The sequence below is a fragment of the Trueperaceae bacterium genome, assembly GCA_023954415.1.
GTDB lineage: Bacteria > Deinococcota > Deinococci > Deinococcales > Trueperaceae > JAAYYF01.
This window is the reverse complement of sequence record JAMLIB010000003.1, coordinates 284485-308633: the sequence shown is the minus strand read 5'-3', so window position 1 is coordinate 308633 and position 24149 is coordinate 284485. Positions and strand designations below refer to the sequence as shown.

22 protein-coding genes are annotated in these 24149 nt (G+C 70.5%); 9 read left to right on the top strand and 13 right to left on the bottom strand.

What is annotated here, in order from left to right:
• The first annotated feature begins 148 nt into the window (after positions 1-148).
• Positions 149-2149: an ABC transporter substrate-binding protein gene (locus M9914_05525; GenBank protein MCO5173636.1), complete on the top strand. Its 2001-nt coding sequence runs from the start codon at positions 149-151 to the stop codon at positions 2147-2149.
• A gap of 4 nt (positions 2150-2153) precedes the next feature.
• Here M9914_05525 and M9914_05520 read toward each other — a convergent pair whose 3' ends face one another.
• A complete protein-coding gene (locus M9914_05520) occupies positions 2154-4085 on the bottom strand; it encodes an EAL domain-containing protein (protein MCO5173635.1) in 1932 nt (643 codons plus the stop codon).
• Between the two features lie 328 nt (positions 4086-4413).
• Here M9914_05520 and M9914_05515 point away from each other — a divergent pair, with 328 nt between their 5' ends.
• From M9914_05515 to M9914_05500, 4 genes are all read left to right on the top strand, one after another.
• Positions 4414-5907, top strand: a complete 1494-nt coding sequence (locus M9914_05515; GenBank protein MCO5173634.1) for an ABC transporter substrate-binding protein — start codon at positions 4414-4416, stop codon at positions 5905-5907.
• Positions 5908-6039: 132 nt separating this feature from the next.
• Positions 6040-6978 carry an ABC transporter permease gene (locus tag M9914_05510; protein MCO5173633.1) on the top strand — a complete coding sequence of 313 codons (939 nt, stop codon included), beginning with the start codon at positions 6040-6042 and terminating at the stop codon, positions 6976-6978.
• The gene (locus M9914_05505; GenBank protein MCO5173632.1) at positions 6975-7769 is read left to right on the top strand and encodes an ABC transporter permease; all 795 of its coding nucleotides are present in this window, start codon (positions 6975-6977) and stop codon (positions 7767-7769) included. The genes M9914_05510 and M9914_05505 overlap by 4 nt, the downstream gene beginning before the upstream one ends.
• 19 nt (positions 7770-7788) lie before the next feature.
• Complete coding sequence (locus M9914_05500; GenBank protein ID MCO5173631.1) at positions 7789-8112, top strand: hypothetical protein; 324 nt, start codon at positions 7789-7791, stop codon at positions 8110-8112.
• A 90-nt stretch (positions 8113-8202) separates the two neighbouring features.
• On the opposite strand, the gene selD is transcribed toward M9914_05500, so the two are convergent.
• The 9 genes from selD to M9914_05455 form a co-directional block, all read right to left on the bottom strand.
• Positions 8203-9333, bottom strand: coding sequence for a selenide, water dikinase SelD (gene selD / locus M9914_05495; protein ID MCO5173630.1), 1131 nt, complete (start codon positions 9331-9333; stop codon positions 8203-8205).
• Positions 9312-10445, bottom strand: coding sequence for a hypothetical protein (locus M9914_05490; GenBank protein MCO5173629.1), 1134 nt, complete (start codon positions 10443-10445; stop codon positions 9312-9314). The genes selD and M9914_05490 overlap by 22 nt, the downstream gene beginning before the upstream one ends.
• A gap of 95 nt (positions 10446-10540) precedes the next feature.
• Positions 10541-11827: a Xaa-Pro peptidase family protein gene (locus tag M9914_05485; protein MCO5173628.1), complete on the bottom strand. Its 1287-nt coding sequence runs from the start codon at positions 11825-11827 to the stop codon at positions 10541-10543.
• Positions 11824-12723, bottom strand: coding sequence for an alpha/beta fold hydrolase (locus tag M9914_05480; protein MCO5173627.1), 900 nt, complete (start codon positions 12721-12723; stop codon positions 11824-11826). Before M9914_05480 ends, M9914_05485 begins: the two co-directional genes overlap by 4 nt.
• On the bottom strand, positions 12720-13922 hold the full coding sequence (locus M9914_05475) for a dipeptidase (protein ID MCO5173626.1): 1203 nt from the start codon (positions 13920-13922) through the stop codon (positions 12720-12722). Before M9914_05475 ends, M9914_05480 begins: the two co-directional genes overlap by 4 nt.
• A gap of 24 nt (positions 13923-13946) precedes the next feature.
• On the bottom strand, positions 13947-14831 hold the full coding sequence (locus M9914_05470; GenBank protein ID MCO5173625.1) for an ABC transporter permease: 885 nt from the start codon (positions 14829-14831) through the stop codon (positions 13947-13949).
• The gene (locus M9914_05465; GenBank protein MCO5173624.1) at positions 14824-15771 is read right to left on the bottom strand and encodes an ABC transporter permease; all 948 of its coding nucleotides are present in this window, start codon (positions 15769-15771) and stop codon (positions 14824-14826) included. Before M9914_05465 ends, M9914_05470 begins: the two co-directional genes overlap by 8 nt.
• 19 nt (positions 15772-15790) lie before the next feature.
• Complete coding sequence (locus M9914_05460; protein ID MCO5173623.1) at positions 15791-17389, bottom strand: ABC transporter substrate-binding protein; 1599 nt, start codon at positions 17387-17389, stop codon at positions 15791-15793.
• A gap of 20 nt (positions 17390-17409) precedes the next feature.
• Entirely contained in the window at positions 17410-18180 is a 771-nt protein-coding gene (locus tag M9914_05455; GenBank protein ID MCO5173622.1) for an IclR family transcriptional regulator, read from the bottom strand.
• 210 nt (positions 18181-18390) lie between these two features.
• Here M9914_05455 and M9914_05450 point away from each other — a divergent pair, with 210 nt between their 5' ends.
• Positions 18391-19950, top strand: coding sequence for a leucyl aminopeptidase (locus M9914_05450; protein ID MCO5173621.1), 1560 nt, complete (start codon positions 18391-18393; stop codon positions 19948-19950).
• 26 nt (positions 19951-19976) lie between these two features.
• Positions 19977-20528 carry a peptide-methionine (S)-S-oxide reductase MsrA gene (msrA, locus tag M9914_05445; protein MCO5173620.1) on the top strand — a complete coding sequence of 184 codons (552 nt, stop codon included), beginning with the start codon at positions 19977-19979 and terminating at the stop codon, positions 20526-20528.
• Positions 20529-20683: 155 nt separating this feature from the next.
• On the opposite strand, the gene M9914_05440 is transcribed toward msrA, so the two are convergent.
• Entirely contained in the window at positions 20684-21097 is a 414-nt protein-coding gene (locus tag M9914_05440) for a hypothetical protein (protein ID MCO5173619.1), read from the bottom strand.
• Positions 21098-21421: 324 nt separating this feature from the next.
• Here M9914_05440 and M9914_05435 point away from each other — a divergent pair, with 324 nt between their 5' ends.
• Positions 21422-22213, top strand: a complete 792-nt coding sequence (locus M9914_05435; GenBank protein MCO5173618.1) for an SDR family oxidoreductase — start codon at positions 21422-21424, stop codon at positions 22211-22213.
• Between the two features lie 15 nt (positions 22214-22228).
• Here the strand turns inward: M9914_05435 and M9914_05430 are convergent, their stop codons facing one another.
• On the bottom strand, positions 22229-22708 hold the full coding sequence (locus tag M9914_05430; GenBank protein MCO5173617.1) for an Hsp20/alpha crystallin family protein: 480 nt from the start codon (positions 22706-22708) through the stop codon (positions 22229-22231).
• Between the two features lie 150 nt (positions 22709-22858).
• Positions 22859-23257 carry a hypothetical protein gene (locus tag M9914_05425; GenBank protein ID MCO5173616.1) on the bottom strand — a complete coding sequence of 133 codons (399 nt, stop codon included), beginning with the start codon at positions 23255-23257 and terminating at the stop codon, positions 22859-22861.
• 119 nt (positions 23258-23376) lie between these two features.
• Between M9914_05425 and M9914_05420 the strand changes: the two genes are divergently transcribed.
• Positions 23377-24141 carry a M48 family metallopeptidase gene (locus M9914_05420; GenBank protein MCO5173615.1) on the top strand — a complete coding sequence of 255 codons (765 nt, stop codon included), beginning with the start codon at positions 23377-23379 and terminating at the stop codon, positions 24139-24141.
• The last annotated feature ends 8 nt before the right edge of the window (positions 24142-24149 follow it).

Below are 24149 nucleotides of genomic sequence, written 5' to 3'. Positions count from 1 at the left end.
GAGTAGGCAGCCGACCATGCTTCGAGGCGCGAACGCGACAGTATCTACCGCACAGGACCCATCTACCGCACGGAGGCCAAGGCACCCCACCGCCCTCCGGCACCCGCGAGGCACCGCCGCCCGCAGGCTCGGCGCCACTTATCTGACGTTGCTCGTATCCCTGACCCTGGCCACGCTCTCGACCGGCGCGGCGCAGGCCACCGACCACGCATGGGAGCTGCGCGTCTGCGCCGCCCCGGACGAGATGCCCTTCTCCAACCAGGCGGAAGAAGGCTTCGAGAACCGCATCGCGGACATCCTGGCCGATGAGCTCGGCGCGCGCCTGACGTACGACTGGACGGCCTTCACCTCCGACCTCATCAACCTGCACTTCGCGGAAGGCACGTGTGACGTGATCATGGGCGTGCCGGACGGCTTCGAGAAGGGCCTCAACACCATCACCTACTACCAGAGCCCTTACGTGCTCGTCTACCGGGCCGACGCCGGCTTCGACATCGACGACATGGACGACCCTGACCTCGCCGACCTGAGGCTCGGCGTGCAGGGGCTCGGCATCCCGCCCCACGAGGCGTTGCGGCAGCGCCGGCTCATCGACAGGGTGGCGCGCATCTACGGCGGGGAAGAAGGCAAGGACCGGCTCGGCGTCGTGGTCAGGGACGTCGCATCCGGCGCCATCGACGTCGGCTTCGGCTGGGGTCCCGTGATGGCGTACTACGCCGCCCTGAGCCCGGTCGAGCTCGTCGTCAAGCCGGTGGAGCCCGCCTTCGACTTCCCTTCCATCTTCCAGTACATCCCCATGACGGTGGCGGTGCGGCGTAACGACGTCGCCATGCAGGAGCGCCTCAACCGCGCCATCGTCGCCAGGTGGGACGACATCCAGGCCGTGCTGCGCGAGTACCTCGTGCCCCTCATGGACATGCCAGCGCCCTTCCTCGGCGACTTCACGCTGCCGCCGACGACGCTGCGGGTCGGCGCGGTGATCCCCATGCCGACCGGCGGACGCACGTTCATAGCCGGCGTCAACGACCTCGTCGGCAACGCGGCCCGCATGGGCGCGCTGCAGGCGGAAGGGGTCGTCAACCAGTCCGGCGCCGCGACCGACCGGGACGTGCGCGTCCTGTTGGCCAGCAGCCCGAGCGCGGCGGCGGCGACACGGGCGGCGGACGCCATGCTCGCGCTTGGCGAGGTGGACGCCCTCGTCGGCGGCGTCGGCGACGGCCAGGCGGAAGCCCTCGCGGAGCTCGCCGCCGCGCACGGCGTGCCGTTCGTCAACATCGGCTCGCCGAGCCTCGCGCTGCGGGCGGAGTGCCGGCCGACGACCTTCCACGTGCAACCGTCCGCCGGGGCCTACCTCGACGCGCTGGTGCGCCTCTACCGGAACGGGACGGCCCCGCAGCGGTGGTACGTCGTCTACCCGGAGGGGGGTGAAGGCGGGGCGCTCCTCGCCAGGGCGGCGCTGGCAGCCGAGACCGTCGGCGACGTCGTCGCCGGGAGCCGCGCCGTGCCGCCAGGGCGGCCCGTCTACTTCGACCTCCTGGACGAGGCGAAGAGCCTGGGGGCCGACACGGTGGCGGTGCTGCTCGACGCCGCCGATCAGGTGGCGCTGATCGGTCAGGCGGAGGATGGCGGCTACACCCTGCGCATGGCGCCCTTCCCCGACCCCGTCACGCAGACGAGGGAGTTCCTGGCGTCGACCAACCGCTACGGGGCAGGCAGGGACGTACCGCGCATCCAGCTCTGGGAGCCCACGCTCGGCTCCGCCGCGGCCGACATGAACGAACGGTTCGCGGCCCGCTGGGGTCAGCCGTTCGACGCCCCGGCGTGGGCGGCGTACGAGGCCGTCGCCGTGCTCACGGCCGCGGCGCGGCTGGCGAACAGCGCGGACGGCGCCGCGCTGGCGGCCGCCCTGCTCGAGGTGGACGCGGGGAGCCTCGGCGGCAAGGCGGGTGACGTGGCCTTCCGCTCGAGCGATCACGAGCTGCGCCAGCCCATGTACGTGGTGTCGGTCGACCGGAACGCCCAGTGGGGGACGACGCTCTCGCAGCGGCTCGCGGCCGGTCGCCTGGTGGGGACGTTGCCGGAAGGGTCGTTGGGCGCGGTCGAGCTCGACGCGCTCGGCGGCGCGGGCGCGCCCTCCTGCGGGTTCTAGCGGCTCACTTCCAGATGACGAGCTCGTCGAACGAGGACGCCCGCTCGAGCTCCCGCAAGGGGATGTCGTGCCTGGCCGGGGCGATCGGTTCCATCGTCGTCTCCGGCACGACCCGCGCCCCGAACGGATCGATGGTTCGGGCGTCGCTCGGGGTCCGAGGCGGCCTGATGGCCGAGGCGCGGGCGGCGGCGATCGCTTCGGCCGTGACGGTCGTGACGCGCTTGAGGAGCTCCTCCGCCTGAGCGGGCATCATCGGCTTGGCGTAGAAGTAGCCCTGCGCGGTGTCGGCGCCGAGCCTGCGGAGGAAGTCGCGTTGATACGCCGTCTCGACGCCCTCGGCCACGACCTCCTTGTTCAGCTTGTGCGCCATGGCGCAGATGGCCTCGACGATGGGGGCGGCGTCCTCGGAGCCGCCGGACGTGCGCACCACGTTGCGCTGCAGGGCGCTCCTGACCGCCGGGTCCACCTCCGCCGCCGGCGGCGCACCCCGTAGCGGCCCCTGGGCGAGCCTCTGGACGAACGACCTGTCGATCTTCAGCGTGCCGATCGGGAGGCTCTGGAGGTAGGCGAGCGACGAGTAGCCCGTCCCGAAATCGTCGAGCGCTATGCGCACGCCGAGCCGCTGGAGCTGCCTCAGGATGCGGACCGCCAGGTCGTTGTCGCGCTCGAGGACGCTCTCGGTGACCTCGAGCTCGAACAGGCCCGGGTCGATGCCGGAGTCGTCGAGCGCGCCCCTCACGGTGTCGACGAAGTTCGACTGATGGAACTGCAGCGTCGACACGTTGACGGCGACGCGCACGGGCACGAAACCCTGGCGCAGCCACGCGCGCAGCTGCATGGCGGTCTCGCGCAGCATCCAGTGTCCGATCGGGGCGATCATGCCCGCTTCCTCCGCCACGGGGAGGAACTCGGCCGGCGAGACCTTGCCGAGATCGGGCGAGTGCCAGCGGAGCAGCGCCTCGAAGCCGACGAGCGAGCCGTCGACGATCCGGAACTGTGGCTGGTAGACGACCTTGAACTCGTTCTCCGCCAGGGCACGCCTGAGCACGCGCTCGAGCTCCAGACGCCGCGTGAGGCGCGTGCGGACCTCGACCGTGCTGAAGTTGTAGGCGTTCTTGCCGGCGACCTTCACCTGGTACATGGCGGCGTCGGCCGACTGGAGGAGCGCCTCGACCTCGCCCCCGTCGCGCGGGTAGAGGGCGACGCCTATCGAGGCGGAGACCTGCAACTCGCGGCCGTCGACGGTGAACGGGGTGCTCAGCTCGCGCACTAAGCTCCTGGCGATCTGCCCGGCGGCCTGCTCGTCGCGCACCCCCACGAGGGCGACCATGAACTCGTCGCCGCCCACCCTGCCGACGAGGTCCTCGTCCCTCACGTTGCTCAGCAGGATCTGGCCGACCTCCCTGAGGAGCTTGTCGCCCAGGTCGTGACCGTAGGTGTCGTTGACGAACTTGAAGCGGTCCAGGTCGACGAACAGGAGCGCCAGCCCGCTGCCGGTGGCCGTGGCGGCGTCGAGCTCCGCCCTGAGGCGCTCCTCGAAGGCCTGGCGTACCAGGGTGCCGGTCAAGGGGTCGACGAGCGCCTTGCGCCGGGCGGCGCGCTCGTGGTGGAGGTTGTGCTCCAGGCGCCGCATCCAACCGACGACGAGGCCGGCGCCCGAACAGGCGAGGAACGCGAACATCTGATCGGCCTGCAGGAGGCTAAGCGGGTTCCACGTCGCGACCCCGAGCGCGTCCATGCGGACCTGCACGGCGAGGTAGCCGAGCACGCCGCTCGCCAGCCCGCCGACCGGGCCCCAACTCCAGCCGGAGACGGCCACCGGGAGCAAGGCGACGAGCGGGGCGTACGAGCCGGCCAGCTCGACGATCTCCCCGTACCCGACGAGGTAGGCGCCCCATAGGAGCAGCGGTGACAGTCTCTTGAGCCAACCAGGCATCTTGCAAGCAGGTTAGCCGGGCCGCGTGACGGGCTTCTTACGCGCCAGGTGACAACTCTCACGCGCCGACGTCTCCGCCGGACGTGGCGGCCCAACGCCGGTCATCACGGACCGATGACACGCGCGCGGTAGAACCGTGGCGTCTCACATGGGGAGACGCGTCGCTCACACCAGAAGGTAGTGACTGGGAGGCGCCAAAGCGGGTAGCATTGAGGCAATCTCCAGCGAGGCGCTTTGGCATGGAAGCTACTTCCGGTCGAGGGGTACACCGGATACCACGAGCGCCCGGCGGGCCTACCCGCAGGTCTGGAGACCAAGGAGGAAGTGGATGAAGATCAAGGTCGTACCACGCGCGCTGGTGCTGCTCGTCGCCGCCCTCACGGTCGGCGGCTGGAGCTCGGCGCAGACGCTCACCATCGCGATGAGCGCCCAACCGGACACGCTCGACCCGCAGGTCACCGCCGCCACGGCGGCTTTCCAGGTGAGCAAGTCCATCTACGACGGGCTCGTCGAGGTCGACCAGGCCGGCAACATCGTGCCCGCCCTCGCCAAGTCGTACACCGTCAGCAACGACGGCCTCAGCTACACCTTCGAGCTGAACGACGCCACGTTCCACGACGGCACGGCCTTCGACGCCCAAGACGTCGTCGCCACCCTGGACCGCATCAGGGACGAGGCCACCGGCTCCTCGAAGCGCAGCGAGTTCGCCAGCATCACCAGCGTGACGGCCGTTGACGATCACACCGTCACCATCGCCCTGTCGCAGACGAGCCCCGCGCTCCTCGCCAGCCTCGCCTCCGGCTGGGGCGCCATGCTCCCGAGCGAGAAGTTGGCCGAGGGCCACGACTTCGGCAACCAGCCGATCGGGACCGGCCCCTTCAAGCTCGTCTCCTGGGTCCGCGACAACGCCATCACGCTCCAGCGCAACGACAGCTACTACCAGGGCGCCCCGGCCCTCGAGCAGGTCGTCATCCGCTTCGTGACGGACAACGCCGTGCAGTACCAGGGCCTCGTGACCGGCGAGTTCGACATCATCGACAACGTGCCCCAGGCGCAGCAGCCCACTGTCGAGGCCGACCCCTCCCTCACCCTCGTGCGCGAGCCGTCCGGCACGGTCCTCGTCGCCGCCCTCAACGCCCGCAACCCGTACCTGAACGACGCGCGCGTGCGCCGCGCCCTCAACATGGCCGTCGACACCGAGATCGTCATGGAAGTCGCCTACGGCGGCGGCCCGCAGGTCGGCACGTTCATGGAAGCGGGCAGCCCCTGGTACCCCGACTCCGTGCAGCCGTTCCCGTACGACCCCGAGAAGGCCAAGGCCCTCCTCAAGGACGCAGGCGTGCCGGCCGACTGGACGATCAGGCTCGTCCTCCCGCAGCCGTACCCGCAGCACATCCAGGCGGGCCAGATCGTGCAGGACTTCCTCAGCCAGGTCGGCGTCAAGGCCGAGATCTCCATCGTCGAGTGGGGCGTGTGGCTCTCCGACGTCTACGGCGGCCCGCACGAGTTCGACATCACCGTCATCGGCCACACGGGCAAGCTCGACCCCTCCGGTCGCGTCACCGGCCTCGGCACCGACCGGAACTACACCGGCGTGATCGACGACGACGTCGCCAACTGGATCGCCCAGGCCAACTCGAACCCCGATCCGACCATGCGCCGCTCGCTGTACTCCCAGGCCCTCATCCGCCTGCACGACGACGCGCCGTTCATCTACTTCGGCACGGCCGAACGCGTGTACGCCAGGAAGGCGAGCGTCCAAGGGTTCTGGATCACGCCGCTCCTCGACTCCTTCGACTTCAGGACGACCAGCTTCCAGTGACGGTCCGGCCGCCCGAGCGTGGCGGCGTGAGTCACTAGCCGAGGCTCGAGGCGACTACGGATGGGTCAGCCGTCAGGCACCCCATCCGTAGTCGCCGACGCCCTGGCGCCGTAGCCGACCAGCGAACCCACCGTGCCAAGGTACTTGCTCGTACAGACCCTCTCCTTCATCGTCACCCTGTGGGCGGTGCTGACGCTCGTGTTCGTCGCGATGCGCGCGCTGCCGGGCGACGCCGCCACGATCATGGGCGGGCTGGACGCGACCGAGTCGCAGACGAGCGCGCTGCGCGCGCAGCTCGGGCTCGACCGCTCGCTGCCCGCCCAGTACGTCGGCTACCTGGCCGACGTCGTACAAGGCGACCTCGGCAACTCCTTGCGCGAGCGGCGGCCCGTCGTCCGCGTGCTCGTCGACCGGCTGCCCGTGACCGTGACGCTCGCCGGTATCTCGTTCGTGCTCGCGCTCGTCATCGGGCTGGGCCTCGGCCTCCTCGCCGGGCTCCGACCAGGCGGCCCGTTCGACCGGATCGCCTTGCTCTTCACGACGATCGCGCTCGCCCTGCCGGAGTTCTGGTTCGGGTTCCTGCTCATCCTCCTGTTCGCCGTACAGCTGGGCTGGTTCCCCGTGATCGGCCTGCCGCCCCAAGGGTTGACTCTGGCCGCCAGCTGGCACCTGCTCCTCCCCGCCATCACCCTCGCCATCCCGAGGGCGGCCCAGGTGGCGCGCCTCGCGCGGGCCCGCGTCCTCGAGGAGCGCCGGTCCGACTACGTCCGCACGGCGCGCAGCAAGGGCCTCAAGCCCACGTCCGTCGGTAGGCACATCGCCAGCAACTCGCTCCCCGGCGTCATCCCACTGCTCGCACTGGAGCTCGGCGGGCTCCTCACCGGCACCATCGTCGTCGAGCAGGTCTTCGGGCTTCCCGGGTTGGGCGCGACCATCCTCGGCGCCATCGGCGCGCGCGACTACCCCGTGGTGCAGGGCGTCACCATCCTCGCCGTGAGCGTCTACGTCCTCGTCAACTGGTTGGCCGATCTCTCGCAGGTCATCGCCGACCCAAGGCTGAGGGCCTCATGAACCAGGCGCGCTTCGGCGTCATCCTCCTCGTGCTGATCGCGATCTCGGCCGTCTTCGCACCGCAGCTGACGGGCCACGACCCGATCAAGCCGGACTACCGCGCCCGCTACGTCGGCCCGAGCAGCGAGCACCCGCTCGGCACGGACGGGCTGGGCCGCGACGTGCTCGCCCGCTCTTTGGCGGGCGGCAGGGTCTCACTGGTCGTCGCCCTCTCGGCCACCCTCCTGACGTTCGCTATCGGGGCCTCCCTAGGCGTGCTGGCCGCGGGCGTCGGCGGCGCCACCGACCTCCTGCTCTCCCGCGTGTTCGACGCGCTCCTCGCCTTCCCGGGCTTCCTCCTCATCCTCATCGTGGTCGCTACCCTCGGCGGCGGCTCGCTGCAGACCGTCATGGCCATGGGGGTGGCCGGGGCGCCCGTGTTCTTCCGGCTGGCCAGGTCGTTCACACGCCAGGAGCTCCGCTCCGAGTACGTGACGGCCGCGCGGGCACTCGGCGCAGGCCGTGGGCGGCAGCTGCTGCGCCACGCCGTGCCGAACTTCCTCGGCAGCGTGGTGGTCCAGATGGCCAGCACGGCGGCGGCCTTCCTCCTGGTCGAGGCGTCCCTCTCGTTCCTCGGCCTCGGCGTGCCGCTGCCGACGCCAAGCTGGGGCAACGTCCTGCAGGACGCCCGCTCGTACCTCACCACCCAGCCGTGGGCCGCCGTCGGGCCTGGCCTCTTCCTCGCGGGCGCGTCGCTGTCGTTCCAGTTCATGTCGGACGGCCTGCGCGACGTGCTCGACCGCCGTTCCTGACCGGTCGTATGATCGGCGCATGTGGATCCGCACCCTCGACGACCGTGTGATCAACTCCCTACAGATCGAGAGCCTCGAGGTCGTCGAGACCTACCCGGACGAGGTCGACCCGCAGGACATCGAGGCCGAGCTCGTCGAGCCGGACTACTTCGAGGTCGTGGCCGTGCTCGCCTCGGGCGACGAGGCCCTGGTTCACGCCTGCGAGGACGAGCAGGAAGCGTTCCTCGCCTACGACCTGATCACCGCGACCTTGGCGCGGGGCACCTACCGCGACGGGACGCAAGTGCGCGAGGTCACCTCCGTGGCCGACCTGCTCGAACGCGAACGCCAGTCGCATAACTAGGCCGGGCTAGGCGGGCCGCCGGCTCCCGGTCGCCGTGAGGCGACGGGCCGGCCCGGCCCTCGCGCCGGACGTTCACCTCCCCGACGACCCTCAGGCCAGCCGGAGGGGCCGGCCGGACCCGAGCTCCTCCACGACGCCGATACGGCTCGTGCACGGGAAGCGCGTCGCGAGGCGCGCGGCGACGGCGTCGGCCCGCTCGGGCGCGACGCATAGGAACAGACCGCCGCTCGTCTGCGGGTCGACGAGCGTCAACCACGCGACCTCGTCCAGCGCGTCCCGGCCCTCGACGGCCTCGGCGACGTACTCGCCGTTGGTGCGGTGGGCCCGCGTCAGGCTCCCGCCCGCGAGGGCCTCGCGGGCACCGGGCAACAGGGGGACGCTGCCGGGGTGGATCCGTATGGCCACCCCGGAGGCGCGGGCGACGTGCAAGGCGTGACCGAGCAGGCCGAACCCCGTGACGTCGGTCGCGGCACGGACGGCGGCGTGGAGGTCGTCCGGCAGCTCCGACCGGTTCACCTGCCGCATGGAGGCGACGGCCTCCCTCAGCGCGGCGGTCCCCACCTCGCCCGCCTTCAAGGCGGCCGACAGCGTGCCGGTCCCGATCGCCTTCGTGAGCAGGACGACATCGCCCGGCCGCGCGCCGGCGTTCGTCCACAGTCGGTCCGGATGGGCGACGCCGGCGACGCTGAAGCCGAACTTTAGCGTGTCGTCCTCGATGGAGTGCCCGCCCACGAGGACCGCGCCGGCCTCCTCGATGACCTCCGCCGCGCCCTCCATCAGCTCTGTCAGGACCGAGTCGGGCAGCATGCCGAGGGGGTAGGCGAGGATCGTCATGGCGGACAGCGGCCGGCCACCCATCGCGAAGACGTCGGAGATGGCGTTGGCGGCGGCCACGGCGCCGAAGTCGCGGGGGTCGTCGAGGATGGGCGTGAAGAAGTCGAGCGTCTGGATGAGGGCCAGTTCCGGCGTGAGGCGCCAGACGGCGGCGTCGTCGAGGTGCTCGGCGCCGACGAGGAGATCGGGGTGCGTGCTCACCGGGAGCGAGCGCACGAGCCGCGAGAGCGTGCCCGCCGCGATCTTGGCGGCGCAGCCGCCCTTCTTGACCGTGCTGGTGAGGCGCACGGGCGCCGTCGCGGCGTCAGCGGGCGGCGTGGCCTCCGCCGCCTCCAAGCTCACCTTGATCGCCGTCCGGTGCCCCGTCACCACTCCGTCCTCAGCCATCCGGTCACAGCCTCCTCGTCGCCCGCGAACAGCACGGGCCTGGCCAGCTTAACCAGCGAGCGGCGGTATAGGGGGTCGTAATGCCCTTCAAGCAACGCCCCGATCCAGGGCGTGTGGGCCTCCGGGTCCGCCCAGCTCGCGTCGCTCCCCGCCAACGCCTCGATCCGGGCGATGACGTCCTGCACGCCGGCCGCGCCCAGGCGCCGCTTGAGCTTGAGGCTCGAGCTCATCAGGTCGGCGGCAACGGCCTCGCGCCCGAGGCGTGTGGTCGGCTCCGCCACGTACTCGTCGTAGATCGCGGTGCTCCGCTCGACGAGCCCGGCTTCGAGCACCACGACCGGCGCGGCGCACATGGCGGCGAAGAGCGCGTCGGGCAGCGCGCGCACGCCGACGAAGCGCGACTCGTCCTCGACCACGAGCCTCTCGGACGGGTCGAGGACCAGCTCGGCGGCGAGGGCGTTCTCGAACGTCTGCTGGCTCGGTTGGGCGGCCTGGCCGTGCCCGAAGGCGCTGCCCCGGTGGCGGGCGAGGCCCTCGAGGTCGAGCGCCTGCAAGGCCGGCGCGCCGGGCGCCGGGCCGACGCCTGCCGCGGCCGGCGCCGCGGCGCCACGGCCATGAGCGCCGTCAGCGAGGCGTCTCAGCAGCCGGGTCTTGCCGGCCCCCGTGAGGCCGCTCAGCACGACGAGCCGCTTGTGCGCCAGGGCGCTTGGCAGGGTGTCCATGAGGTGGGCGCGGAGGGCCTTGTAGCCGCCCGCGACCTTCGCCGCCCGGTCGCGGTCCGCGAACTGGACGACGAGGCGGCTGCGTAGTCCGCCGCGCCAACAGGCGACGGCCGTCTGCGGCCGGCCGGCGTCTATCACGCCGCGCCAGGCCGTGACCCGCTCGGCGAGGGAGTCGCCGACGAGTTCGTAGCCGAGCTCGATGGCCGCCTGTTGGCCGGCCTCCTTGTAGCGGATGCCGACCAGGTGGCGCTCCGAGTCCGTCATGAGCGGCAGCGAGACCGCCCCCGGCAAGGCGCCGCGCCCGACCTCGATGGGCGAGCGCACGTCGAGCAGCGTGTAGGGCGACACGCGGCCGCCCAACGGGTAGACGTGCCGGGGAGCTATGTCCACCGCGCCAGGATAGCCTTGCGGTCGCGCGCGTGCCTGGACCTCGGGGCCGGCCGCCTGCTGGTGGGCCGCGCTCACGGTCGCGCGCGTGCCGGGCCTCAGACGTCGAGGGTCAGGCTCGCGATGTCGCGCGGGTAGTCGGTCAGCAGCTCGATGCCCGACGTGGTGACCAGCACCGTGTCCGAGTGGCGGAAGCCCCCGAGCCCCGGCACGTACAGGCCCGGCTCGACGGAGAGGACCATGCCGGCCTCGATGGTCCCCCGGTAACCGAGGTCGAGGAACGGGCTCTCGTGGATGCGCTGCCCCAGGCCGTGCCCGACGTGATGGCGCCAGTGAGGCCACAAGGAGTGCTCGTCGACGTAGGCGCGCATCGCGAGGTCGACGGAGGCCGCGGCGGCCCCGGGCCGGATGGCGGTGAAGCAGAGGTCCTGCAAGGCGAGCATGTGGTCGAAGTAGTGCCGCTGCTCGGCGCTCGGCGCGCCCAGGAACAGCGTGCGCTCGAGCTCGCTGAGGTAGCCCCACACGTCCGCCGCCGCGCCCGTCACCAGCGTGTCGCCGACCCGGAACGTGGCGTCGTGCGCCAAGGCGTGCGGGAAGGCGCCGGCCGGACCGATCTGGCCGCGGTAGATGGCCAGGGCGCCCCTCACCCACTTGTTGCGCTGGCGGTACGGCACGCCGAAGGCCTCGTTCATCGCGCGCGTGGCCGCCGCGCAGGCGGCCCCGACGACGGCGTCCTCCGTCAGCCCCGGTTTGGTGCCGGCCTGCAGGAGCCTGTGCGCGTGCGCGCCCCAGCGGGCGCTCTCGCGCACCAGGGCGACCTCGTGGTCGGACTTGCGGGCCATCTGCTCGTCCAGGGTCACGCTGAAGCTCACCACGTCGACGCCGGCCAGCTCGCCGAGCCTCACCGGGGCGTACCCCATGACGGGCGGGTAGCCGTCGTGGTCGACGGCGATGGCGCGGCGGCCCACCCCGAGCCGGCGCACCTCGCGGAGCAGCAGCTCGAGGGGGTGTACCTCGCCGGGGTACTCGGGGTAGGCGACGACGCGGTCGACGTCCGCCAAGGCTTCCGCGTGCTCGAGCTCCAGGCGTGGGACGAAGAGGACGCGCTCCCCGCCCGGCCCGACGACCAGCGCTATCGGCCGCTCCGTCGGGCTGAAGACGAAGCCCGTGAAGTACTGGATGTACTGGTCGTCGAAGAGGACGATGACGTCCGCGCCACGCCCGGCCGCGCCTTGCGCGCTGGCGTAGGCCGTCCGGGCGCGCTCCGCGTACTCCGCCGCCCCGATGGGGGCCAGCGCAGACGTGGCTGGCCCGCCTCCGCCGGTCCCGGTCGAGCGGCCGGCGGCAGGACCCGGTCCGGGCCCGGCCGCCGCCGGTCCGCTCACGCCGGCACGACGCGGTCCAAGAACCGCCTCACGGCGGCGCGCCACGCCTCGCGCTCCTCGTTCTGCGGGCCGTGACCGCTGTTCTCGAAGATGACGAGCTCGGAGCCGGGGATCAGCGCGTGGAGCTCCTCGCTCGCGACGAGCGGCGTGATCCAGTCGTGCCGGCCGACGGTGATGAGCACGGGCACGCGCAGCTCGCCCAGGCGGTCGCGCAGGTCGAACCCCTGTTGGTTGTGCGCGAACGCGTAGTTGTGGGTGGCGTGGTGGATCTGCATCGCGGCGACCTGCTCGGCGTCGCGGGCCGGGTCGTAAGTAGTCGTGTAGAGCGGCATGATCATGGCGATGAGGGCCCGGAAGTCGTCGTCGGACGTCGTCCTGCCCTCGAAGAGCCGCTCGAGCTCGCCCTCGTCCATCGGGTAGGGGCTCTCGAGGGCGATGCGCATCGCCTCGCCCTTGTGGCCGGAGTGCGCGGCCGTGTCGCGCAGCACCACGGCGCTCACGTGCTCGGGGTAGCGCAGCGCGTACTCCTGGGCGAGGTAGCCGCCGTACGAGCCGCCGGCGATCACCACCTTGTCGCCCAGGCCGAGCGTCCGCCGCACGACGTCCGTGTCGGCGGCGAACTGCTCGTGCGTGTACGGCGGGGTGTCGGAGCTTGACCCGGAGCCGCGCTGGTCGTAGCTCACGACCCGGAAGCGGTCCGTGAACGCCGCGTAGACCTCCCAGTCGTTCCTGCGGCTGCCCATGCCGGGCGCGCCGTGCAGCGTGATGATCGCCGGCTTGGACACCGCCGCCGGGTCGCTCAGCGCGCTGTCGTCGACCGCCAACGTGGCGCCGTTGATCTCGAGCCTGCGCGTGGTGGGCGCCTCCTCGGCCCTGCCGGTGCCCGGAGCGCTCACCTCGCCCACGTCGCCTTGAGGACGCGCATGACGTTGCCGCCGACCGCCTTGCCGATGTCGTCGTCGCTGTAGCCGTGCTTGACGAGCCAGCGCACGATGTTCGGGAACGCCTCGGAGGGGTTCTCGAGCCCGTCGACGAACTCGACGCGCGGGTACTCGAGCTGGCCGCGCGACGCCCCGATCGAGAGGGCCTCCGTGAGCGTCGTGTGCAGGCCGACGTGGTCGCCGAAGAGGACGTCGGGGCCGAACGCGACGTGGTCGATGCCGACCAGGTCGACGCAGTACTCGAAGTGCTCCATGAACGACTCGATGGTGTGACGGGGCCGGTTCCTCGTGATGGTGGTGTGGGGCGCGGCCTCGATGCCGATGACCCCGCCCTTGGCGGCGCAGGCCTTGATGACGTCGTCCGGCTTCAGGCGCCTCGAGTCCCACAGGCTGCGAGCGCCGGCGTGCGTGATGAAGACGGGCTTGCTGGAGAGCTCGATCGTGTCCATGGCGGTGACGTCGCCCGAGTGGCTCACGTCGATGGCGAGGCCAAGCTTGTTCATGCGCTCGACGGCCTTGCGGCCGAAGGCGGTGAGGCCGCCGTCGCGCGGCTCCTTGAGGCCGGCGCCGAGGGCGTTGCCCTCGCTGTACGCGATGCCGATGCAGCGCACGCCGAGGCCGTAGAGGACGTCGAGGCGGTCGAGCTCGTTCTCGATCATGGCTGCGCCTTCGATGCTGATGATGAAGGCGATCTTGCCATCGGCCTTGGCCCTGACGATCTGCTCGGTCGTGGTGCAGAGCTCGACCATGTCCTGGTGGGCGATGTCGGAGAGGCGCAGGCCGATGTCGGTGATGACGTCGTCCCACTTCCAGCCGCCGCGGGAGTGGACCATGGCGGTGCCGTCCATCATGTTGTCGAACACGGCGTCGAGGCCGCTCACGGCCAGCCCCTCGTAGCCGGTGAAGTCGCGGCCCCACCTGCGGAACTCGAAGAACTGGCGCAGGTCCTTCGGCGCCACGAAGCAGTGGTCGTGGAGCGAGATCATGAGCTTCTCCTGGAAGAGGCGTTTCACCCGCTCCTCCTCGGCGGGCGTCACCTCCACCTGCTTCGACGGCACGCGGTTCACCACCGCGGCGAGCTCGAACTCCTTGTAGTCGACTCCAGGCTCGAGGTACTGGAACGATTTGTAGCCGTCGTAACGTTTCTTCTGCATCGGATCTCCTTGGTCGGGGCGCCTCTAGCCGCGCGGGTCGAACACGTCGCGCAGCGCGTTGCCGAGCACGTTGAAGGCCAGCACCGTCACGGCGATGAACAGGCCCGGGTAGATGGCGAGCTCCGGTTTGAGCCAGAGGTACGACTGGGCGTTCTGGAGCATGTTGCCCCAAGAGGCGAGGGGCGGCTGGATGCCTAGGCCTAGGTACGACAGGCCCGCCTCGGTGAGGATGGCCCACCCGACCCCGAGCGACGCGAGGACGATCGCCTGGGGCGCGACCTGCGGCATGACGTGCCTGAGCATGGTGCGCGGGTGGGTGGCGCCCAAGGCGCGGGCGGCCTCGACGAACTCGAAGCCCCTGACCTTGACGAACTCGGCGTGCACGACCCTGGCCATCTGGGCCCAGAAGCCGATGCCGACCGTGACGATGACGGTGACAGGATGGTTGCCGAAGGCCGTGACGACGACCAGGATGAGGAAGAAGTTGGGGATGGCCATGAACACGTCGACGAGGCGCATGACGACGACCTCGACGCGGCCGCGGAAGTAGCCGGCGAGGCCGCCGGCCACCATGCCGATGGCGAGGCCGACGACCATGGCGAGCAGGCCGACGCTGAGCGAGACGCGCCCTCCGGCGAGCACGCGCGCGAGCACGTCGCGGCCGAGCTCGTCGGTGCCGAGCGGGTGCGTGATGGTCGGGGCCTTGAGGATGTTGCGGGCGTCCGTGCGGTTGGGCGCCGTCCGGTAGACGAGCGGTCCGAGCCAGACGGCGGCGGCGAGCAGGACGAGCACGGCGAGGGCGATCACGCCAAGGGGCTGGCGCCGCACGTGCCGCCAGAAGCGCAGCCGCCGCGCTCTGCGCGCGTCGTTCCTGCTCTCCGCTACGAGCGAGCCCGGCGCGTCACTCATGGCGGATCCTCGGGTCGACGGCGGCGTACAGGAGGTCGACGAGCAGGTTGACGACCACGACGATGAGGCCCGCCAGGAGCGTTGCGCCGAGGATGACGGGGTAGTCGCGTCCGTTCGCCGCCTCGATGGCGAGGCGCCCGAGCCCCGGCCAGCCGAACACGCTCTCGATGACGACGGAGCCGGAGAAGAGCGCGGTGGTCACGAGGCCGAGGACGGCGAGGACGGGGACGAGCGCGTTCTTGAAGGCGTGCTTGAAGAGGACCGTGCCGGGAGCCAGGCCCTTGCCCTTGGCGGTGCGCACGTAGTCGGCGCGGTTCACCTCGAGCAGCGCCGAACGCGTTACGCGCACGACGTTGGGCATGAGCGTGAAGGCCAGCACGCCGGCCGGCAGCACGAGGTGGCTCAGGCGGTCGACGAGGCTCCCTGCGCCGCTGGCGCTGACGATGCCGGAAGCGGGCAGCCAGCGCAACTCGACGGCGAAGAGGATGATGGCGACGATCCCCAGCCAGAAGCCGGGGATCGACATGCCGAGCGTGGAGATCGTGCTGACGACGTGGTCGACCCAGCCGTTGCGGTAGACCGCCGCCAGGGTCCCGAGCAGCAGACCGAGGAGCGTGGCGGTGACGAGGGCGGCGAGCCCCAACGTGAGCGTGTTGGGCAGGCGCTGCATGAGGAGCCGGCCGACGGGGAGGCCCTGGTTGTAGCTCACCCCTAGGTCGCCTCGCACCGTGCCGGCGAGCCACTTCCCGTAGCGCACGAGGGGCGGGTCGTAGAGGCCGAACTGCTTGAAGAGCGCGTCACGCTGCTCGGCGGTGCTGTCGAAGCTGATGGCCGCCGACGGGCCGCCCGGCGCGAGGTGGATGAGGAAGAATGTCACGACCGACACGAGCCACAAGACGACCGCGCCCATGAGCACCCTGCGGACGATGAACGCGGTCATCTACGGCTCCTCGGCGGCTTCAGCGCGTAACGTACCAGTCGAAGGAGTACTGGAAGTTCGCGGCGCTGTTGATGTCGTGCATCCCGCCGATGCGCTTGTTCTGCACGGCGATCATGTCGGGGTACCAGAGGAAGAGGTAGGGCAGCTGTTCCGCCATGCGCTCCTGCGCCTCGCGGTAGACGGCGACCTGCTCGTCCTGGCTGGTGGCGGCGCGGCCGCGCTCCCAGATCTCGTCGAGGACGGGATCGCGGTAGTCCGGGATGTTGTTGCCCGTGACGGCGCTCGAGGAGGCGAAGTAGCTCGACTGGTCCGGGGTCGGCGGGGTGCTCCACCAGGCGAGCATGGCGTCGTAGTCGCGGTTCACGACGGCCTTCTGGATGAAGGCGTTCCACTCGATGGTCTCGACGTTGGCCTCTACGCCGATGTCCTGCCAGTACTGCTGCACGAGAAGCGTGGAGGGCACGAGGTAGCCGTACTGCCCGGTGGGCATGTCGATGACGAAGCGCTGGCCGTCCTTCTGGAGCACGCCGTCAGGGCCGGGCGTCCAGCCGGCCTCCGCCAGGAGCTCCTTGGCCCTCTCGGGATCGAAGGGCCACTGCGCGACGTCGTCGTCGTAGAGGGCCTGCTGCAGCGGGGCGATGGGGCCGGTGGCGACCACGCCGTAACCTTCGAGGACGGCGTCGATGATGGCCGGGCGGTCGATGGCGCTGAGGAGCGCCTGCCGCACGCGCACGTCCTGGAAACGCTCGTCGTTGAGGTTGAGCGCCACGAAGTACCAGATGTTCTGGCTCTGCCTGATGACCTCGAGGTTGGGGTTGTTCGCCACGCCCGCGAGTAGCGCAGGGTTCGTGATCGAGACCATGTCGAGCCCGCCGGCCAGGAGCTGCGCGATCTGAGCGTTGCCGTCGGGGATGATGTTGAAGGTGATGGACGCGAGCTTGGGCGCCGGCCCCCAGTAGTTCTCGTTCGGCACGAGCTTGACGTAGGCGCCCGGCACGAACTCGCCGACGCGGTACGGGCCCGTGACCACGGGGTTGCCCTTGTTGAACGAGGCCACCGTGAGGGGGTTCTCGGCGTCGCCAAGGACGTGCGCGGGGATCATCCCGGCGTAGTAGGCGAGGAAGTAGGGCAAGGAGGAGAACGGGCGGTTCAGTTCGAACACGACGGTGTGATCGTCGACCTTGACGACGCGGTCGACGGGCGCGAAGCCCGAGGCGCTCCGCGCTCCGAGGTCCTTGTTGAGGACGACGTCGTTGAAGGTGAAGACGACGTCGTCGGCCGTGAACGGCACGCCGTCGGACCACTTGGCCTCGGGGCGCAGGTGGAACGTCCAGGAGAGGCCGTCGGCCGCCGTCTCCCAGCTCTCGGCCAGACCCGGGGCGGGGCGGAGGTCGGTCGGGTCGTAGCGCACGAGCTGGTCGAACAGGATCGTGTTGATGAGGTTGGACTCGATGACCGCGGAGGCGTTCCACGGGTTGAGCGTCGGGTCGGCGTTGGTCGCGAAGGTGAGCGACCCGTTGGGGTCGTGGTCCTGCGCGCTCGCGACGACGACGGCCATGGACGCCAGCAGCGCGGTCAGCAACCTGAGGAGCTTGAAGCGGACACGGATCGGGGGCATGCGGTCCTCCTTGAACTTCCTCACCCCGAGTACCCGAGGCCGTTGGAGATGGCCTTGGCTACCCGGATGATGAGCGGCGTGTAGCGCGTCAGCTCTTCCTCGCCGACGCGGAAAGACGGTCCTCCGATGCTGATCGCGCCTACGACCTGACCGGGACCGTCGAAGACGGGCGCTCCGATCCCCTTGGCGTTATCGTCGAAGTCCCCGTCGCTGATCGAGTAGCCGCGCTCGCGCGTGAGTTCCAGCTCGCGCGCGAGCAACGCGGGGTCGCGCTGCGTGGTGGCGGTGTAGCTGGGGTAGGTATCGAGCTTCCGCAGGACCTGGGCGCGCAGCTCCTCGTCGAGGAAGGCGAGGATGGCCTTGGGACCAGCCCCGGCGTGCAATGGGTACGCCTGGCCGAGGACGGACGCGAGCCGCACGCGGTGGGGGCTCTCGCGCCGGTCGAGGCACACGGCCTGGTCGCCGGCGAGCACGTTGAGGTTGATGGCCTCCCCCGTCTCCTCGGCGAGGGCGTCCAGATGCGGCGACGCGACCTCGACGAGCGTCAACGGGCGCCCGTGGGCGCTGGCGGCGCTGAGGACGTTGACGACGGGGGTGACGGTGTAGCGACCGCCACTGTCCGCCACGATGAAGCCGGCGGCCTCGAGGGTCCTTAGCGAGCGGTAGAGCTGGTTCTTCTCGAACGGTGTCACTAGCATCAGATCGGATAGCCCGAAGCGGTGCGGAGGCTTCCCGAACGCCAGGAGGACCTGGAGCGTGCGTAGGGCCGACTGGATCACGTACTGGTTCATGTCCGCCTCCTTCCCTGGTAGTACCGCCGCTATCTCGAGCAGCGTCGCTATCTGCGATAGCGCGTCATCTCGGATGGTGATACGTTTTCACACTGCCATACGACCAGCGATTGGGAGACTATAGACGGCCGCCGATCAGAATGCAAACGACCGGCGACCGGCGGCGTTAGCATGGCCGGCCTCGGCGCTTCGAGCGCCCCAGGAGGGAACATGACGGACCACTTCAGCGACCGGCGCACGCCGCGCCTCGGCCTAGGCACGCTTCCGGCCAGCGAGGTGATCAGCGGCAAGATCCAGGACGTCGCCGCGGACGCCATCGTGGTCAACCTGTTCGCCGGCGTGGCCGCCCCGACCGGGGCGACGGGCGCGGTCGACGCCGCCATGGGGGGCACCATCTCCCGCCTGATCGCGAGCGGCGACGTCACCGGGAAGCTCGGCGAGGTCACCGTCCTCTACCCGTCGGGCGGCGTCGTAGCGCCGCGCGTCATCGTCGCGGGGCTCGGGAGCCGCACATCCTTCGGCCTGGAGGCGGTGCGGCGCGCGTCCGCGGCGGCAGCGGCCAAGGCGCGCGAGCTGGGCGCCTCCACCTTGGCCTCGCTCGTCCACGGCGCAGGCGGGGGCGGGCTGGTCGCGGGCGAGGCGGCGCAGGCCACGTTGGAGGGCGCGCTGCTCGCGAGCTACCGCTTCGGCGGGTGGCGCGCCCAGGACCAGGCGCCGGAGCGGGCCCTCACCCAGGTCGCGCTCGTCGAACTGGACGGCGGCCACCTGCCGCAGGTCCGGGAAGGCGCCGCGGCCGCGGCGGCTATAGCCCGCGGCGTCGCCCTCGCCCGCGACCTCGTCAACCTCCCGCCCGTCCATGCCACGCCCGAGTACCTGGCGGATGCGGCGGCGGCCATGGCCGAGCGCACGGGCCTGCGCGTGACGATCGGCGACCGCGCCTGGGCGGAGGAGCGCGGCATGGGCGCCTTCCTCGCCGTCGCCAAGGGCAGCGCCCTCGAGCCAAGGTTCATCGAGCTGGCGCACAACGAGGCGCGTACGGACCTGCCGCTCGTCGTCCTCGTCGGCAAGGGCGTCACGTTCGACTCCGGCGGCCTCTCCCTGAAGACGCGCGACGGCATGGTCCCGATGAAGTCGGACATGTCGGGCGCCGCCGCCGTCATAGGGGCGATGCAGACGGTCGCCGAGCTCGACCTGAACGTGCGCGTCCTTGGGCTCGCCCCGTGCGTCGAGAACATGCCCGACGGGGCGGCGTACCGGCCTTCCGACGTGCTCGTCGCCGGCAACGGGCTTTCGGTCGAGGTCATCTCGACGGACGCGGAGGGGCGCCTTGCTCTCGCAGACGCGCTCGTGCACGCCAAGGGGTACGCCCCCGCCGCCGTGATCGACATCGCGACCCTCACCGGCGCGAGCGCCACTGCGCTCGGCGAGGGCGTGGCGGCATCGCTCTTCTTCACGGATCCGACGTTGCGGGCCAGGATCGAGACCGCGTCGGAAGCTACCGGCGAGCGCGTGTGGCCGATGCCCCTCTTCCCCGAGTACCGCGCAGCCATCGAGTCGAAGGTCGCGGACCTCAAGAACAGTGGAGGCGCGAAGGGCGGCATCGGCACGTCGGCCGCCTTCCTGCAGGCGTTCACGGAGTACCCGTGGGCGCACGTCGACATGGCGGGCATGGGGCTGATCGAGAACCCCAAGGGCCGCGGCTACCTGACGCCGGGCGCCACCGGTTACGGCGTGCGGCTGTTCGTCGAGTTCTTGCGCGACTGGGCGTGAGCGCGGACGGGATTAGGGTGAAGGGCATGAGCGAGAGAACGTCGACCGCGGTACTGGCCGGAGGCTGCTTCTGGTGCATGGAAGCGATCTTCACCGGCCTGAACGGCATCGAGAGCGTGCAATCCGGCTACTCGGGCGGCACGGTGGCCGACCCGAGCTACGAGCAGGTCTGCACGGGCAGGACCGGGCATGCCGAGGTCGTGCGCCTCGTGTTCGACCCGAGCGTCGTCTCCTACGCCGACATCCTGCGCGTGTTCTTCACCATGCACGACCCGACGACCAAGGACAGGCAGGGCAACGACATCGGTACCCAGTACCGCTCGGCCGTCTTCTACCAGGACGAGGAACAACGTAGGACGGCCGAGGCCGTGCTACGCGAGGTGGCCGACTCGGGCATGTACGACGCCCCCATCGTGACCGAGCTCCAACCTCTCACGAACTTCTACCCGGCCGAGGAGTACCACGACGACTACTTCGCACGTAACCCGCGGCAGCCTTACTGCGCGGCCGTCATCGCGCCGAAGGTCGCGAAGTTCCGCAAGCTCTACCTCGAGAGGCTGCGGCCGGGGTACGCCTGAGCGGCAATCAGCCGCGCGTCCCGTACGAGCCGGATCATCCGACGCGACGACCTGTCGAACGCGAGCGAGAGCCCGGGCACCAACTCCATGGTGCCCGGGCTCTCGCTTTCACGCCATCGGTGCGGCGGAAAGATCCCCCTGGCCGTCGAGAGTGATTACTTGGGGCGCGTGAAGTGGATGAGGCGACCTACGAGGTCGACGCCGTCGACCTTCCAGCCGGCCGAGATCCAGGCGAGCGCCTGCGAGTGCGATTCCGTGTTCGCCCACCACGCGCGGTGGTCCTCGGCGGACTTCGGCAGCCTGTCGCCCATGACCGTCGTGATCTCGTCGAAGCTCATCTCGTAGGACTTGGTGTCCTTGCTCACGTTGGCGAGGTGGCGGTGAAGCGGGTAGTACCGGCTGCTGTTGGACAGCACCAGCGGGGTGGAGCTGGGGTTGTTGCGCCGACGGCCGCGCCCGACGTTCGACTCGTCGACGAGGTTGGCGCCGCCCATCCAGGCTCCGACGACACGGTAGAAATCGCCTACGCGCTCCTCGGGGATCAGCACGATCACTTCTGTCAATGCCATGGGAATCTCCTATCGCTTGCTCTTCCGAACCAGACTTTTGACGCGAGTCTTCCAACTGAAGGCTCGGTTACTAGCATACACCCCGAGCGACCATCCGATGGGCACTACTCCCAGGCGAAACTCCGTAACGATTAGCGGTCGTCGCCGAAGGGCAACGCGACCGTACCATCCGGTACCGTCCAACCCGGCGAGGCCGTCGGCCGCGGCCCGGGCGGTCGGGGCCGGGTCGGGGGTGGCCGGGTCTACCGCTCCTCACCGCCACCGAGGCGCCCGCCGGGGGCTAGGCTGTGATGATCTCGTGCTCAACGAGTTACGGAGGCGAAGATGAACCTTGGACTGACAGGCAAGAGGGCGCTCGTCCTCGCGGGAACGAGCGGCCTCGGCCGCGGCACGGCCACCGCCTTGGCCGGCGAAGGCGCCCGGGTCGCCATCTGCGGACGATCGCTCGAGCGCGCCCGGGTCGTGGCCGGCGAGATCGCCGAAGCGACGGGCAACGAAAGCGTGACCGGCTTCCAGTGCGACGTCGCCGACGGTGCGGACCTGGAGCGGCTGTTCGCGGCGGTGGCGGCGGAGCTCGGTGGCATCGACGTGCTCGTTGGCAACGCCGGCGGGCCGCCCGCCGGCGGGTTCGACACACTGACGGACGCGGCCTGGGCCCAGGCCTTCGAGCTCACCTTGATGAGCGTGGTGCGTTCGGTGCGCCTGGCGCTTCCCCACATGCGCTCGGCCGGCGGAGGCTCCATCGTCGTCATCGGCTCGTCGAGCGTGCGCGCGCCCATCAAGAACCTGACCCTGTCCAACGCCTACCGGCCCGCGGTGCAGGCGCTATGCAAGGACCTCGCCACCAACCTGGCCGGCGAGGGGATCAGGGTGAACGTGGTATCGCCCGGCCGTATCGACACGCCGCGCATCCGGGAGCTGGACGGCAAGGCGTCCGAGAGGGAGGGCATCAGCCTCGAAGCGGCGCGCGCTCGGTCCGTCGCGGCCATCCCCCTCGGTCGCATCGGGACCGTCGAGGAGTTCGGGCGCGTGGCCGCTTTCCTCGCCTCGGACGCCTCGTCCTACGTGACCGGCGTCAGCTTGCTGGTGGACGGCGGCCTGGTCACGTCGCTCTGAGCGTTCCGGCGAGTCCTACTGGGCCTGGACGGCGATCCTGCGCGCCTTGGCCTCGACGGCCTTCGGCATCGTGAGGACCAGGAGGCCCTGGTCGACGCGCGCCGTTATCTTCTCCGGGTCGACGCCGGCCGGGATGGTGACGGTGCGTTGGAACTCGCCGCGCACGATGCCGCGCGACCAGTAGCGCCGACCGCCCCCCTCGCCGTCGCCTTCCTCGACCTCGGGAACCGTCCCGCGGATGCTGAGTTGACGGCCTTCGAGGCTGATGTCGAGCTGTTCGGGCTTGAGCCCGGGGACGGCCATCTCCAGGACGACATCGTCGCCGCTCTCGTAGAGGTCGAGCGGGAACGGGGTCGGGAAGTAGCCGGCCTCACCGCGGGGCGCGAACGGTTGCAGCATGTTCTCGAACTGCTGGAAGAAGTCGTCCATCCCGCCCATGGGGGCTATGTAGCGGGCAACGGGACGGTTGCGTAGCGTGCTCTTGACCAGTGCCATGGTGTCCCTTTCCGTGGCGGACGCTCGACTGTTCGCGTAGGTAGTACGGGTGACCCGGTTGGCCGGCGCGTCTTGGACCTACGCCACCGCCACTGTGCCAGGATCATAGAACCTGAGCGTTAGTATGTCAAGTTAGTTGCTCCGACGTCGTCAGGCCAGCGCCTGTCTGATGCTGCCGATGATGATGAGCAGCACGCCGATCGCGGCCAGGCCGGCCAGCGAGCGCGACACGAGACCGATGTTGCGCGTCCCGAGGAGCCATTCGAAGAGGTAGTCGTGACCGCCCTCGTCACCAAGCCACCTGGCCAGCATGGTCAGGGGGCACTTGCGGCCGAAGCCGACGTAGACGGCGGTCTCGATGGCGACCGCGACTAGCGCCCACACCATGATGGCGTCCCGCGTGCCGGTGACGCCGCAGTAGATGAGGTAGCAGGCAGCCGCGGCGAAGACGATGACGGCGAGACTATGGAAGGCCTTGACGAAGACCCTGGAAGACACGACCAAGGGGGTCGGTCGCGGCCTGGGCAAGTACCATCTCGGTTGCGACACCTTGACCTCCGCAGGCTCCGCGCCCCGCGGCCCACCGCGGGCGGAGCCAGTTGGCAGTCTACTGCGCTGCCGTCCGCCGCAGGTAGGCAGGCGCCCGCGGCGCGTGCGAGAGTGGCCGCATGCCCGTCAGACCCTCTACGACGACCGGCCGTGGCCCGAGCACCATGGTGAGGCTCGCCGGCCACGAGGTGGAGCTCGTCAGGCGACGCGTCAAGCGCGTCACCTTGCGGGTCTACCCGCCCGACGGGCGTGTGCGGCTCACCGCGCCGGCCCGCGCCACGCTGCGCGACCTCGCCGACCTCGTGTCGGAACGGAGCGCCTGGATCGAGGGGCACCGGCAGCGCTTCGCCGAGCTCGCCGCCGGGGGCGCCGCGCGCTACCTGCCGGGCGAGACGCACTACCTACGGGGGGTCCCCTACGCGCTCGCTCGCCAGGACCAGCGTGCCGGCAACCGCGTGCGCATCCTGACCGAGGACGACCGCATCCTCCTCCTCGCGCCGCCGGACGCTGGGCGCGACGTCCTGGAGCGAGCCTTCGCGCGGTTCTACCGAAGCGAGCTGGCCGCCGACCTGGCGCCGCTCGTCGCCGCCCGGGAGCAGGAGCTCGGGGTGAGGGCGGCCGCGGTCGGCATCAAGCGCATGTCCACGCGCTGGGGCAGCTGCAACCCAGTTGCCGGCCGCCTCTGGTTCAACCTCGAGCTCGCCAAGCGGCGCCCGGCCCTCCTGGAGTGCGTGGTGGTCCACGAGCTCGCCCACCTGCTGGTGGCCGATCACGGGCCCCGCTTCAAGGCGCTCATGACTCGCCACCTCCCCCAGTGGCGGACGCTGGGCAAGGAGCTCGAGGCCTGGCCGCTGTGGGCACGGCTCCCCCGCGAAGGCGCCTGACGCGGCGG